13 protein-coding genes are annotated in these 13231 nt (G+C 37.4%); 11 read left to right on the top strand and 2 right to left on the bottom strand.

What is annotated here, in order from left to right; all coding sequences use genetic code 11:
• The first annotated feature begins 7 nt into the window (after positions 1-7).
• The 11 genes from T355_RS14285 to T355_RS0110880 all read left to right on the top strand — a co-directional run bounded on the left by T355_RS14285 (position 8) and on the right by T355_RS0110880 (position 10433).
• The gene (locus tag T355_RS14285; protein ID WP_231483030.1) at positions 8-1087 is read left to right on the top strand and encodes an ADP-ribosylglycohydrolase family protein; all 1080 of its coding nucleotides are present in this window, start codon (positions 8-10) and stop codon (positions 1085-1087) included.
• Between the two features lie 47 nt (positions 1088-1134).
• Entirely contained in the window at positions 1135-1296 is a 162-nt protein-coding gene (locus T355_RS15315; RefSeq protein WP_155851720.1) for a hypothetical protein, read from the top strand.
• A gap of 132 nt (positions 1297-1428) precedes the next feature.
• Entirely contained in the window at positions 1429-1689 is a 261-nt protein-coding gene (locus T355_RS0110930; protein WP_027397787.1) for a hypothetical protein, read from the top strand.
• Between the two features lie 548 nt (positions 1690-2237).
• Complete coding sequence (locus T355_RS0110920; RefSeq protein ID WP_027397786.1) at positions 2238-2546, top strand: hypothetical protein; 309 nt, start codon at positions 2238-2240, stop codon at positions 2544-2546.
• A gap of 166 nt (positions 2547-2712) precedes the next feature.
• Complete coding sequence (locus T355_RS0110910) at positions 2713-5862, top strand: DUF3427 domain-containing protein (protein WP_027397785.1); 3150 nt, start codon at positions 2713-2715, stop codon at positions 5860-5862.
• 15 nt (positions 5863-5877) lie between these two features.
• Positions 5878-6270: a (deoxy)nucleoside triphosphate pyrophosphohydrolase gene (locus tag T355_RS0110905; RefSeq protein WP_027397784.1), complete on the top strand. Its 393-nt coding sequence runs from the start codon at positions 5878-5880 to the stop codon at positions 6268-6270.
• A gap of 25 nt (positions 6271-6295) precedes the next feature.
• Entirely contained in the window at positions 6296-6763 is a 468-nt protein-coding gene (locus T355_RS0110900; protein ID WP_027397783.1) for a hypothetical protein, read from the top strand.
• A gap of 100 nt (positions 6764-6863) precedes the next feature.
• A complete protein-coding gene (locus tag T355_RS0110895; RefSeq protein WP_027397782.1) occupies positions 6864-7394 on the top strand; it encodes an ECF transporter S component in 531 nt (176 codons plus the stop codon).
• Positions 7395-7476: 82 nt separating this feature from the next.
• Complete coding sequence (locus tag T355_RS0110890; protein WP_027397781.1) at positions 7477-8067, top strand: hypothetical protein; 591 nt, start codon at positions 7477-7479, stop codon at positions 8065-8067.
• A 323-nt stretch (positions 8068-8390) separates the two neighbouring features.
• The gene (locus T355_RS0110885; protein WP_027397780.1) at positions 8391-10016 is read left to right on the top strand and encodes a dicarboxylate/amino acid:cation symporter; all 1626 of its coding nucleotides are present in this window, start codon (positions 8391-8393) and stop codon (positions 10014-10016) included.
• Between the two features lie 45 nt (positions 10017-10061).
• Entirely contained in the window at positions 10062-10433 is a 372-nt protein-coding gene (locus T355_RS0110880; RefSeq protein ID WP_027397779.1) for a hypothetical protein, read from the top strand.
• A 550-nt stretch (positions 10434-10983) separates the two neighbouring features.
• Here the strand turns inward: T355_RS0110880 and T355_RS14280 are convergent.
• Entirely contained in the window at positions 10984-11775 is a 792-nt protein-coding gene (locus T355_RS14280) for an ATP-binding protein (RefSeq protein ID WP_051555340.1), read from the bottom strand.
• A complete protein-coding gene (gene istA / locus T355_RS0110860; protein ID WP_027396481.1) occupies positions 11768-13090 on the bottom strand; it encodes an IS21 family transposase in 1323 nt (440 codons plus the stop codon). The genes T355_RS14280 and istA overlap by 8 nt, the downstream gene beginning before the upstream one ends.
• Positions 13091-13231 lie beyond the last annotated feature (141 nt).

Below are 13231 nucleotides of genomic sequence, written 5' to 3'. Positions count from 1 at the left end.
GATCTGTATGTTAGGTGCAATAATTGGTGATATCGTTGGCTCTGTTTATGAGTGGGATAATATTAAAACAAAGGATTTTCCATTATTCCGTGAGGATTGCTTTTTTACGGATGATACCGTAATGACATGTGCCATTGCTGAAGCAATAATGAACGGTGGGGAAAAGGACGATTTCATAGATGCTATGAAGAAGTACGGCAGAATGTATCCTGATGCCGGATATGGTTGTAGATTTGGGATGTGGCTTTTTTCCAATATACGTGAACCCTATAACAGCTTCGGAAATGGGTCGGCTATGAGAGTTTCTCCGTGTGGTTGGATGATGGATTGCGGTTTTATGGGGAGAACTGGATGTTGGCCCCGTAACGGAAGGGCCAGAGCAAAGCTTTCTGCCGAAGTTACCCATAATCATCCGGAGGGGATAAAGGGCGCCATGGCAATCGCTGATGCAATTTTTTTAAGTCGCTTTTATTTTACTGGTCATTATAGAGACTTTGATAGGCCTATACATGACAATCATGACGAATGTAAAAGACGTATAAAGAACCATATCGAAAAGGAATATGGTTATGATCTTTCAAAATCTTTGGATGAGATTCGCCCTACATACGAGTTTAATGAAACATGCCAGGACACTGTACCACAGGCTATAATTGCATTCTTGGAAAGTACGGATTTTGAGGATGCCATTCGCAATGCCATTTCCCTTGGTGGTGACAGTGATACATTGGCAGCTATTACTGGAAGTATTGCAGAGGCTGCTTATGGTATCCCTGATTGGATTAAGGAAAAAGCATATTCATATCTGGATGATATGCTTCTTAATGTTCTGCAGCGGTGGAGAAACTTTTGTTTGCAACGTAATCCGCATATTTTTGACTCCAAGATTCCCCATTTGGATGAAATATGCAAAATGAAGTCGGATGAAAACTCTACACATTCAATGGGGGTTAATGTAGTGGGAACAGCTGAGATTACAAAAAAAGAACACATTGAAGCTATTGATTTTCTTTTAAGTCGGGGTATCATTGACAAAGATAGATACCAGGAAAAGCTTGATGAGATTAATGAAAAATATTCGGATTGAATAATCCCACTGGATGTTGTATTATTAGCAAAAAGGAGATGGTGAAAATGGCTTCAGCAAAGCATTTAGGAAGCACCAAGTGGATGGCAAACACAGACTGGTTCGACTATGACGAAGAAACGCACATTGTCACCATGCACGATGATGCTCCAGAAGAAGCAAAAAAGAGTTTTGAGCTATGGAAAAAAATTCATAATGTAAAGTATTGATGTATGTGGCTACCAGCTAACTGGTAGCTTTTTGTTTGGGAGAATGTTGCTATTATTGCATAATCAGACATAAGGAAGGTTTAAAAAATCTTATCAAAGGTGCAGAAGGACTATGTGTTGGGAGATTAAAAAATGATAAAAAAAGATGATGCTGCAAAAATGGTTGCAGAAAAATATTATTCTTGTAGTATCAGTAGTTTTTTTGAGGAAGAAGGTTGCTATATATTCAATCTTGTAAGAAAAGATAATGGAATTGCTTCTGTAGCATCTCCAGTCAAGGTCGACAAAAATACTGGAAAAATTTCAAGAGTCAATTTTCTGAGAATTATGAAGGAAAAATCCAATAAAAATGTAAGTCAGGATTATTTAGACGAATTGAGTAGACTAAAGTAGGTGATGAAAATGCAGACAATCATGACATCGGCATTATCCTCAGCAATTTGTCGTGGAATATAAAGTAATAAACTTCCAATAAAGCCACCTTATCGGAAGGTATAAAAATACAGACCGTGGAACCATTGATTTTACTGGTTTCGCGGTCTGTTTTAGCTTGGGCATTTTTATCCGAAAATCATGTCGTGCGAATTGGGTATGCAGTGATTATGATATAATATTAGCCAAAAGCAAAGGAAACGGATAAGATGAGAATACGCTTTATTCTCGGGAAGGCGACATCACCTTCATAATGGAGGATGGTGGATGAATTATATGAAAAATGTAAAGAACGCCTTGTTAATTGTGGCTTTATACTGGGGAAAGAGGAATTTGAGGATATAATTTTATCTGATTAAGTATGATAATAAAGAAGTTTTAGTGTTCAATAATATCACTACATGGCAAAAGCCTATCAAATCAAATTTATAGTTGAAAAACAAATATATGTTCTGTATAATAATAGCAACGAATATATGTTTATTCTATAGTAAGGAGGATTATTTGTTATGGCCCATGTATATGTTGCAGTTGCTATGGAGCGAGGCGATAAGACCACGGAAGCGTGTGATTCTGCGGTTCTCAATGAGCTTTATGAGCACGTTCCGGACATGTTTGATTATGTAGATGAAGAAACTTTGGAGCGTTATGATGTAAAGACAATTAAAGAACAAAAGGATATTTTGTCTGAGGTTTATGGCTATTTCTCAAAGTATGGTGACTTCAATACGGATTTATCCAACGAATCAATAAATAACGGTTTACTTTACGGATTGAATGATGATGATTTTATTTATATTGTAGATTGTCACGAATAGTGTTAAAAAGTGGAATGTAAGTCCCTTCTATTTGGAGGGGCTTATTTTTGTATTTTATATATGTTAATTATTATATGCCTTTTATTGTTTCAGCTATTGTATGCTGCTATACTGATTGTGATATAGTGTTTTTTTATTAACTGGTTTAACATTCAGGGGTGACAGTATGAAATCAGGTATTTATGAAGCTGTAATAAACAAAGCTATGTCTAAGGAATTGGCTGAGTGTCCGGATAAATGCAAAAATATAAAGGACATAGATAAGGAAGAAGCCTCGGAAATTATTTCAAAATATACAGGAGATGTTATTAAGGCAGGCCTGGATAATTTGTTGGACCGCGACAAGGGAATTGAACAACAGGTTCAGTTGGCGAATAACATTATTAAACTTGTAAAGAACTATACTTGTGATGATTATTATGATGCTAAAACAATAACTGGCAAAGGGGAACAGTTATTGGGACTAATAGAGGCAAATAATCCTAAATTGGCTATAGGCAAGAAGGTAGAGCAAATTATTGAGCGGCCAGAGACCTCTATATCTTCCAGTAGTCTCTTTACTGGTGCTCCCAATGAACCTACCATGTTTTCTGAAATAAATAAAGAACTGAAAACAGCTAATAGAGTTGATATGTTGGTTTCATTTATAAAATGGACAGGTCTGCGTCTGATATTGGAACCGTTGAAAGAATTTACCGGTAATGGTGGTCAGCTTAGGATAATTACAACTTCATATATGGGGGCAACAGATGTAAAAGCTGTTGATGAATTGGCAAAATTGCCTAATACAAAAATCAAGATTTCATATGACACAAAAAGAACAAGGCTTCATGCTAAAGCATATATCTTTTATCGTGATACAGGTTTTACTACGGCTTATGTTGGCTCATCCAATTTATCAAATGCTGCCATGTCCAGCGGATTGGAATGGAATGTAAAGCTTACTAAACAAGATCAGCCTAATAATATTAAAAAGATAGAAGCAACCTTTGAGACATATTGGTGTACGCCTGAATTTGAATCATATTCTTTTACAGAAAAAAACCGGTTAATTAAAGCTATTGCTGATGAAAGACACATCGGAAACATGGAGGAGCGGGAGTATGTTTTGGATATAAATCCTTATTCCTATCAGCAAGAAATATTAGATCGCTTGCAAGTGGAGCGTGAAGAAAAAGGACATTTTAAAAATTTAATAGTAGCAGCTACAGGCACCGGCAAAACACTTATTTCAGCTTTTGATTATAGACGTTTTAGGCGTGATAATGGCTCTGCACGATTGTTATTTATAGCACATAGGGAAGAAATTTTAAAGCAAAGTGTAGAAGTGTTTCGCAGTGTATTGAAGGAACCAAATTTTGGTGAGCTATTTGTCGGTTCTTATGATAAACCGTCTAGTGCTGAGCATTTATTTGTTTCAATACAAACAGCGGAGTCACGCAAACTATACGAAAATGTTGCGGCAGATTATTATGACTTTATTATTGTAGATGAGTTTCATCATGCTGCGGCAAAAACGTATCAAAATATTTTAAATTATTTTACTCCGAAAATATTTTTGGGGTTAACAGCTACCCCAGAGCGAAATGATGGGAAAGAAGTTTTAAATTATTTTGATGGACGTATTGCGGCGGAAATAAGACTTCCTGAAGCAATAAACAGAAAGCTATTGTGTCCGTTTCAATATTTTGGCGTATCCGATGATGTGGATTTAAGCAGCGTTAAATGGACTAATGGTGGCTATGATAAAACAGAGCTTAGCAATATTTATACTATTGACAGATATGTTGCAGAAAAAAGAGCGGGGCATATTGTTGATTCCATCAGTTATTATGTTACTAATGCATCAACTATGAAGTGTATTGCCTTTTGCGTATCAATACAGCATGCTATGTTTATGTCAGATTTTTTTAATAAGCGTGGGTTGAGTTCTATAGCACTGAGTTCAGATACACCGAATGATGATCGAAATAAGGCTAAGAAACGATTATTAGCTGGCGAAATTAAAATTATTTGTGTTGTTGATCTTTACAATGAAGGTGTAGATATACCAGCAATAGATACGGTACTGTTTTTGCGTCCTACAGAATCATTAACTGTATTTTTACAGCAGTTGGGTCGAGGCTTAAGATTATTTGAAGGGAAGGATTGTCTAACAGTTTTAGATTTCGTTGGCCAGGCAAATAAGAAATATAATTACGAAGAAAAATTTGCAGCATTACTTTCCAATACTAGGCACAGTGTGAAAACAGAAATGGATAAGGGTTTTCCATCAGTTCCTAGAGGGTGTTTTGTTCAGCTGGAGAAAAAGGCGAAAGAATATGTACTTGATAATATTAGTCAAGCATTTAATAATAGGGCAAGTATTGTTAAACGGATAAACGATTTTGTAGATGAAACTAAACGAATCCCTACATTGAGCGAATTCTTAAAATATTATCATCAGCCTATTTCTGCTATTTATAAAAATTACGGTTTTTACGATCTTTGTATGTCAGCCGGAGTCATTGAGAAATATAATGAACCGATGACTGAATTGTTTATAAAAAAGGCATTCCCTAAAATTGTTACTATTAATTCTAGGCGTTGGATTAAATTTTTACTGAGATATTTGCCTAATATTAAGACGACTGATATTGGTAGTTTATCAGGGTACGAAAAACATTTATTGTGGATGTTTTATGTTACTGTTTGGAATGTACAGACTTTTGATCCTACAAGTAAAGAAATTCAGGAAAATCTAAAACGATTGTCTGAGTGCCCAATGGTTCTTAATGAAATAATAGAAATATTGGAATATAATCTTGATAAGACAGATATTCTGTATAAGCCATTATTATTAGAATATGAGTGCCCAATGGATTTACATTGTTCTTATACTAAAGATCAAATTTTAATAGCTATGGATTATCTTAAATTGTCTTCTATGCGTCAGGGAGTTTTATATGTCAACGACAAAAAGACAGATTTATTTTTTGTGACTATCAATAAATCTGATAAAGATTATTCTCCTACAACAATGTATGATGATTACTTTATTAGTGATGAATTATTTCATTGGCAAAGTCAGAGTACCACATCTGAAACGGCGCCTACGGGGCAACGATACATTAATCATAAGAATATGGGGAATACAGTATTGCTTTTTGTCAGAGATTTCAAAAAGAATAGTATGGGAACTGCACCATATATTTTTGTTGGTCCAGTAAATTATGTAACTCATACGGGTAGCCGTCCAATGAATATTACTTGGAAATTAGAGCGGAAGCTTTTGGCAAAAGATGCTATGAAACTAAAAAGCAACGTTATGGGCTAATTTTAGGAGGATTTGATGAAAACAATAAATGTAGTAGCAGCAGTAATTCGCAAGGGCGATAAGATACTGGCTACCCAGCGGGGATATGGTGAATTTAAGGACGGCTGGGAGTTTCCAGGGGGAAAGATTGAGCCAGGGGAAAGGCCAGAGGAGGCCTTAAAGAGAGAAATTAAAGAAGAATTGAAGGCTGCTATTTCTGTAGGTGAGGATTTGGGAGTAGTGGAATATGACTATCCAAATTTTCATCTAAATATGCGATGCTTTATGTGTTCTCTGGTTTCTGAGGATGTCACCCTACTGGAACATGAAGCTATGAAGTGGCTAACGGCAGAAACGATAGATACTGTGAATTGGCTGCCAGCGGATAAGCCAATGACAGAAAAAATTAAAGAAATATTGCGTGGATAAATTTTAATGTTTGGGGGGAGAAGATATGATGCAAAAACGGCTTTACAATGTTCTTTTTCCCATGTGGTTATTTTATCTTCTGCCCACCGGTGTATGGCTGATTATCTTGCCAGCGAATTTTCTTATAGATAGTCTGGTATTATATTTTGGTGGTAGATATTTGCATATTAAGGATTTGGTAAAACTTTGGAAGCGCTGTATTTTTAGGATTTGGGTCATTGGATTTATAAGCGATATTCTGGGGGCCCTGCTGATTTTGGCAGTTGCTTTGCTAGTGGATAAAATTTGTCCTGAATGGAATACATTTTATTTTCCTGGTGCAACTTTAATAGCCGTTCCTGGGGTCCTGCTGTCGGCGGTGAGCATTTTCTTTTTTAATAGAAGATTTGCATTTGTAAATACTGATTTGGACGATAGAATTATAAATAAATTGTGTTGGATACTGGCAATATTTACTGCTCCGTATGCAATGTTGATCCCATTATATGGATAAGAGAAAAACAACTTTTATTGACATTTTTTCCTTAGGGTATATAATAAGGTCTAATCATATAACCTATAGCTTTAGTAGGCAATGTAAGGAGGAGTTTTATATGAGTATTTCACCAATTAATCATCAAAGATGGACAGCACGGGAAATTTGTCTTGTGGCAGTTATGTCAGCTGTGGTATTTGTAGCCACCTTTGTACCGAAGATTCCTATTCCGTTGGGATATGCCCATCTAGGTGATGCAGCAATATTTCTCATAGTTTTGTTGGCAGGCCGCCGCCAAGGAGTTTGGGCAGGCTGTATAGGTTCTGCTTTTGCTGATTTATTAGGAGGCTTCCCTTTATGGATCGGTCCTACTATTCTGATAAAATTTATCATGGCCCTGTCCTTTGCTATCTTTGTGGAAAAAGTGAGCGAAGAAAATGTGCTTAAATCTTCTCGTACCTTTATAGCCCTGGTAATAGCTACCACAATAATGACAGCAGGCTATACCATTTTCGGTGCCATTTTATACGATAGTCTGGAGGCAGGCCTATCATCTGCTCCGGGGTTATTGATAAAATCAGCAGTCAATATTGCAGCCTTCTATTTTGCATTTTTTTTGTTAAAAGATAGGGTTGCCATAAATAGATAAATGTGGATTTAAAGGATATTTTATCTATTGTGTCGAATAACAAAGGAGAATTTTACAATAACAGTTAGGGGAGATAGGTAATATGAGAAATAATGTACTTTATCATATTATGATTTTTTTCGTTGCATGTTGTTTTATTTTTTCTTTGCCAACTTTATCTCATGCAAATAAAATTCCGGAGTTTAGGACTAATCTTGGGGGACTACCGATTAGTTGCTCAATTTATAGTGACCAGGCAACAATAAATAATGTAAAATCCTCGTATCGCTTAAAAGATGTTTATGCTGTCCTTGGTAAACCATCAAGTGAATATAAAAGAGAAGGTATCACTTATGTAAATTACGAAGGGTTATATTTTACTTTTGCTGATTATTCAGGGGATGGCAACCTCTATATTCGCAGTATAACGACTGCTTATAAGAGCGGAGCAACAACCATTGACGGAGTAAAACCGGGGATGTCTGAAGATGTATTAACAAAGGTTTATGGTACTGCTGACAGTATCCATACGGTAATAGATACAGCACCTAAACTTTCTGCAGCAGACAATAAAAAAAGACAAGATAGGATAAATAAAACAATATATACATATAATGCTAACGAATGTGTATCATTATGTTTTACTGTAAAGAACGGTGTAATAAGTGAAATCGCTATTTATGTAGCTGAGTGATTTTTCATTAGACATTGCCGTAATGGGAAAATAAAGATTGTCCAATCATAACAATATATTCGTAAATAAAATCACAGGGCTGTTCTCAAATCAGAGAATGGCCTTTTTTTATGTGGCCAAAAGAGGTTTTACTATGTAATCACGAATAATTTTCCAGTTCACAAAAGGTGTTGTCTAATATTTGTCGAAGTAGTTAATATATAGTTTGGCTTGGTTTTCTATGAAGAGTAGCATAGAAAAAAGAAAATTTGACTGAATCTGGAAAATAATTGTTATAGATTAGGCAAAGAAGCATATATTTTTATTGTTTTGAGGGTGATTATATGAGTTTGAAAACCCGTCAAATTTCAAAAGATAATTATAGAACAACTATTGTGTGGCTTGAAGAAAGCCTTACAGAAATGGGAGCTACCAAAAAGGAAATCCTTAAAGGGGAGCTTTTATTGGAGGAATCTTTTTTTCGCATGGTGAGTGCCTCTGCTGATCCAGGGACTTTTGAGGGTAAGATAACCATCAGAAAGCGGTTTGGAGATATCAGTATTAGCGTTTCAGCCCGGGGGGAGGCCTTTAATCCATTTGTGTCTATGGAAGAAGTCTCCGATGATGAGGAGGAAATGTACGTATTTGCCATTTTGAAGGCTCACAAGGATTCCTTGAGCTACAGCCGAAGCAATGGTGAAAATATTATTTCCATCCGGGTCCATTCCTCCAGCAGTAAACAGGCATTTCGTATTATGGCCGGTCTGGTGACAGGTATTTTATTGGGTGCTGTGCTGAAAATGATTTTAAGCGATGGTGGAATAAATTGGGTGGACTCAATAATTCTTACCCCAATTCAAAGTATGTTTATTCAGGCACTGATGATGCTGGCAGGTCCCCTTATTTTCTTTTCCGTTATGTCTGGTATAACTGGTATGTCCAATGCAGCTGATATCGGAAAAATGGGGGGCAAGCTCCTGGGAATATCCATAATAAAGCTGGCCATTATCTTGTTGCTGGGTATTGCGTTAGGCTTATGGGTGGGAGCTATACCGGAAATGGTTGACTTAATGCAGCAAGGAACCGATGAAGATGTAAAATCCATCAATTTGATTGAGTTAATAGTGGGTATTGTACCGAAAAATGTGATTATTCCTTTCGCTTCCAATAATATGCTACAAATTTTATTCATTGCCCTGTTTTTTGGCATTCTTTTGGCCAAGGCAGGGGACAGAGCAGCCCATGCCAGGGAAGTGGTGGAGTTTTGCAATCGATTCACCATGGATGCCATGGGGGTCCTGATGCCAATAATGCCCTTTGTAGTAGCTGTATCTATGGCTAAAATGATGCTGCACACGGATTTTTCCATGCTATTTGCTTACGGCAAAATTATACTTGCAGGTTATTTGGCCTTCCCGCTGATAATCTTGATTTTAACCATATTTGTAGGTGTGGTGGGGCGGATATCTCCTATACCATTTATCAGAAAAATTCTGCCATATTTGGTGGTTCCCTTCTCCATTTGTAATTCCAGTGCCTGTATGCCGGAAACAATGAAATTTTGTCGGGAGAGGCTGGGAATTGATGAAAAGCTGACAATGTTTGCTATTCCAGTGGGAGCCCAGTTTAACATGACTGGCAGCGGTACCTATCTGATAATGATAGCACTGATTATGCGATTGTCCTGTGGTTTACCGGTGGATATTGAGTTCCTTGTATCCTTCTTTGTGGGAACCCTTTTACTCACCTTCACCTTCCCAAGTATTCCGGGAGCTATGATAATTGTAATGGCCTCTATTTTTGGAATGGCTGGAGTACCGGCCTCCATGGTAATACTTTTTATTGGTATCGATCCAATTATGGATGGTATCAGAACTGCCGGCAACGTGGCTGGTGATATTTCCTCAGCCTTTGTTATGGCCCGTCTGAATGATAAGGTGGATAAGGAAATATATGCTAAAAGTAATTGAGTAAGGAAATAAAATCATACATATATTGTGGGGGAGGCTCGCTTTATGAAAAAATCAGTCGCAATTTTATGTTCATTTATAGCCATTTTTTTACTTACATATTCTTCGCCAGCTATGGCCAAGGACGAGCCTACATGGATAATGGGATGGCATCATCTTGATCCTGCTAGCCTCCAATTCAGCAACAATTACCTTTATGCCAGTGTTATTTATAACGATGGCCGTACCTCTCCGAAGGTAAACCAGCGGCGTTTTTACTTGGATAAGAAAACGAATCGTGTAGTCTATGATTTTAATGACAAGGTCTTTGGTTGGTGCTTTAAAGGCCGGGTTAAGGATAATGCTTTTACCTATAAAATGTGGCAGGTAATGAAGCCCTATATGAAAAAATTCCCAGTATCCAGCTGGCGTCTATGAAGCTTATGTTAGTATTTATTTGGAGATTAAGGCATGGATGGTCAGTGCGTAGCAGATAACAAAATTAACAAGGGCACGAGGGAATACTGGCAGGCAATTATTGCATTGTTTTGTGGTAGTCTGGTTACTGGTAAAACATGAGCATAAATGAGTATAGCGTATCTGCGAGGGTACGCTATTTCTTTTTATTTTATACATCAAATCCGCCGATAGGTTGCTCTTTTGACGCTTACCCTCCTTCTAAATCACAATGTCGGTACAGCCTAATAATATTTATCCAAACAAAAATCAAAAAGTAAAAGCCCTGAGCAAATTCTTAATTATAGATTTTGCCCAAGGCTTTTTTATATATTTGAAGTTAGATATTATCTCTTATCTGGTTTATTATGTTCATCATGCTTTGGAGGTAATGTATTAGCGTCGGCGTAATTTAACCACCTACGGGTCGGTCGTCATAGCCATTTCAGAGTCAGTCTAAAATGACCAATACAACAGTCAGCTTTGTTGACCAATAACCCAGCTTCGGCTGTTAGTTAGCCTTATCTAAACACTATTTATCTTCATTGTTCAGATTGTCAACCTGAACATTTACTACTTTGAGCTTCCGGCCACGGTAACTTTTTCCCTTAAGGTTAAAGACTATGGCGTTATCAAATATACGGTCCAGTGAGCAGAGAAGAGCATCTTCCTCCTCAAAGCACTCCTTCCACTGGGATGGCTGCTTATTACTTGTAAATACCGTATTGAACATGCCCTCTTTATTATACCGTCTGTCAATTACATCAAAGAATAGCATTGTATTTTCCTTGTCGAATTTACAATGGCCAATCTCATCTATAATTAGACATTGGTATCTAACAAGGGTATTAACACAGCTGGCTGTTGAACCGGATTTTCTTGCTCTGTTGAATTTATCCCTCAGCTCAGTTGCCTTAATAAAATATACTTTTATTCTGCGCTGCGCGCATTCATAACCATATGCTTGGGCAAGATGAGTTTTACCAATACCAGGTGGGCCTACAAATGTAATATTGGAGCCAGAGTAAAGTGTTGCCAAACTGCTTATGCCTTTTATACGCTCCACATCCTGTCCCCTTATACGTGTGAAGTCGAAGTTATCAAAGGTTTTCGGAGCACTTTTAGGCAATCTGCTTTTGTTTAATATATCCTGAACCATGGCTGCATCTTTTTTAGTCGAAAGATACGTGAAAAGATGTGACAAGGCTTCCATTGTTTCTGCTGTATAGTTTCCATCCACGGCAATCTTTGCAAGCTCAGCTCCGCAGAGATCAATCTTGAGGTTTACACAACAGTCATTAATATTTTCAAACATATCAGTCATTCCACATATCCTCCGTATCACCGAAATTGAATTTATCGAATGTTACAGAGCTTTCATGAGGAAGCTGACGTATAGTGGTTTTTACTTTTGCTGTAGGAAATTCTTCAGGTTGTTCAATATTTTCATACTGTCCAATACAAAATGAATCCTTACGGCTCCATGTAACATCATGAGTAGTAAGGTGCTGCTTTAAGTCATCTGAATAGATGTATAGCTTGTCACCCTGCCTCATCACCCTTGCAAGCCTCCTGGTATAGGTATATGGTACACCAAAGCGCCTGCTCTCATAGTTTACAAAGCCATCGAAGCTAATCGTTCGAAGCGGTGCTAAATAAAATTTAAGGTTATCGCTGAGCTCCAGTGCATGAAGAAAGCATGAACATTTTGTTGCATGTATATCAGCAGGTTTGCCCTCAAGAAATGTACGGTAAACGTTATTCTTGTTATCACACCAATTAAGTGCTGCCATATTGAGGTCAGTTATGTTCAGAAATTCCCTTCCTGCAAGGAAGTTATCCTTTACGAACCTGACTAGGCGCTCCACACGTCCCTTGGTAAATGGATGTCTGGGCTTACATAGCTTGGTCTTAAAGCCAACAGTATTCATAAAGTCTTCATAGTCATTGTTCCAGATAGGATGGCCTTCAATATCGCGTTTTAAAACAACACTTTTCATGTTGTCTGTAAGGATATATTCCGGAACCCCAAGCCGGTCAAATGCCCTTACCAGACCAATGAATAGATTCTCCTGTTTGGCACTGGAGAAAAACTCTATATAGGCTGAGCAGCAGTGGTGGCAAACAACGGCAAAGCATGCTACTTGGTATTCTTTGCCCAATGGATCAACAACCTTGGTAAAGCCCCAGTCCATCTGGAATGCTTCTCCTGGTTGTGTGTTATACCGTCTACCACGACTGCCTTGAGGGGCCACTAAAATACGTTTAGCAGGAACAAGGTCTTTATTGCTGGATATATAGTTTTTTACAATAGTAAGACCGCCAGTGAAACCTTCTTTCTTAAGCTCGGAGAAGATAACAGCTGAGTTTGTTACTCCTTGCTTCAAGTACGTATTAATAACTTCTTTAAACGCATCAAGTTTCCCTTTACGCTTAACACATGGTAATTTAGATTTGATACCGTTTTGGAAGCCATTCTTTTTTAGAGTACGCAGCTTGCTGCGAGATAATCCAGTTAATCTGCCAAGCTCTGCAAGATTTACCTTATCTAAAGGTATATTGTGGCCTGCTTTGGCTTCCATTACTTCTAAGGCTTGTGCTATAATTGGCACTAAGCCATTACCTTTTATATCATTCAAATTGTCTCCTTCCAGCTGGGTTAATTGGTCACTATCCAGTTTAGAGGAAACGAATGAAAAAAGGAATGGCTATTTATATACCGACTAAAATTGGTGAATTTTGACCGACCCTGAGTGGCTAATTTCGGCCGACTCTAACAA

Origin of the sequence: Anaerovibrio lipolyticus LB2005 (assembly GCF_000621545.1) — a bacterium.
GTDB lineage: Bacteria > Bacillota > Negativicutes > Selenomonadales > Selenomonadaceae > Anaerovibrio > Anaerovibrio lipolyticus_A.
This window is presented reverse-complemented; position numbering and strand designations above follow the sequence as displayed.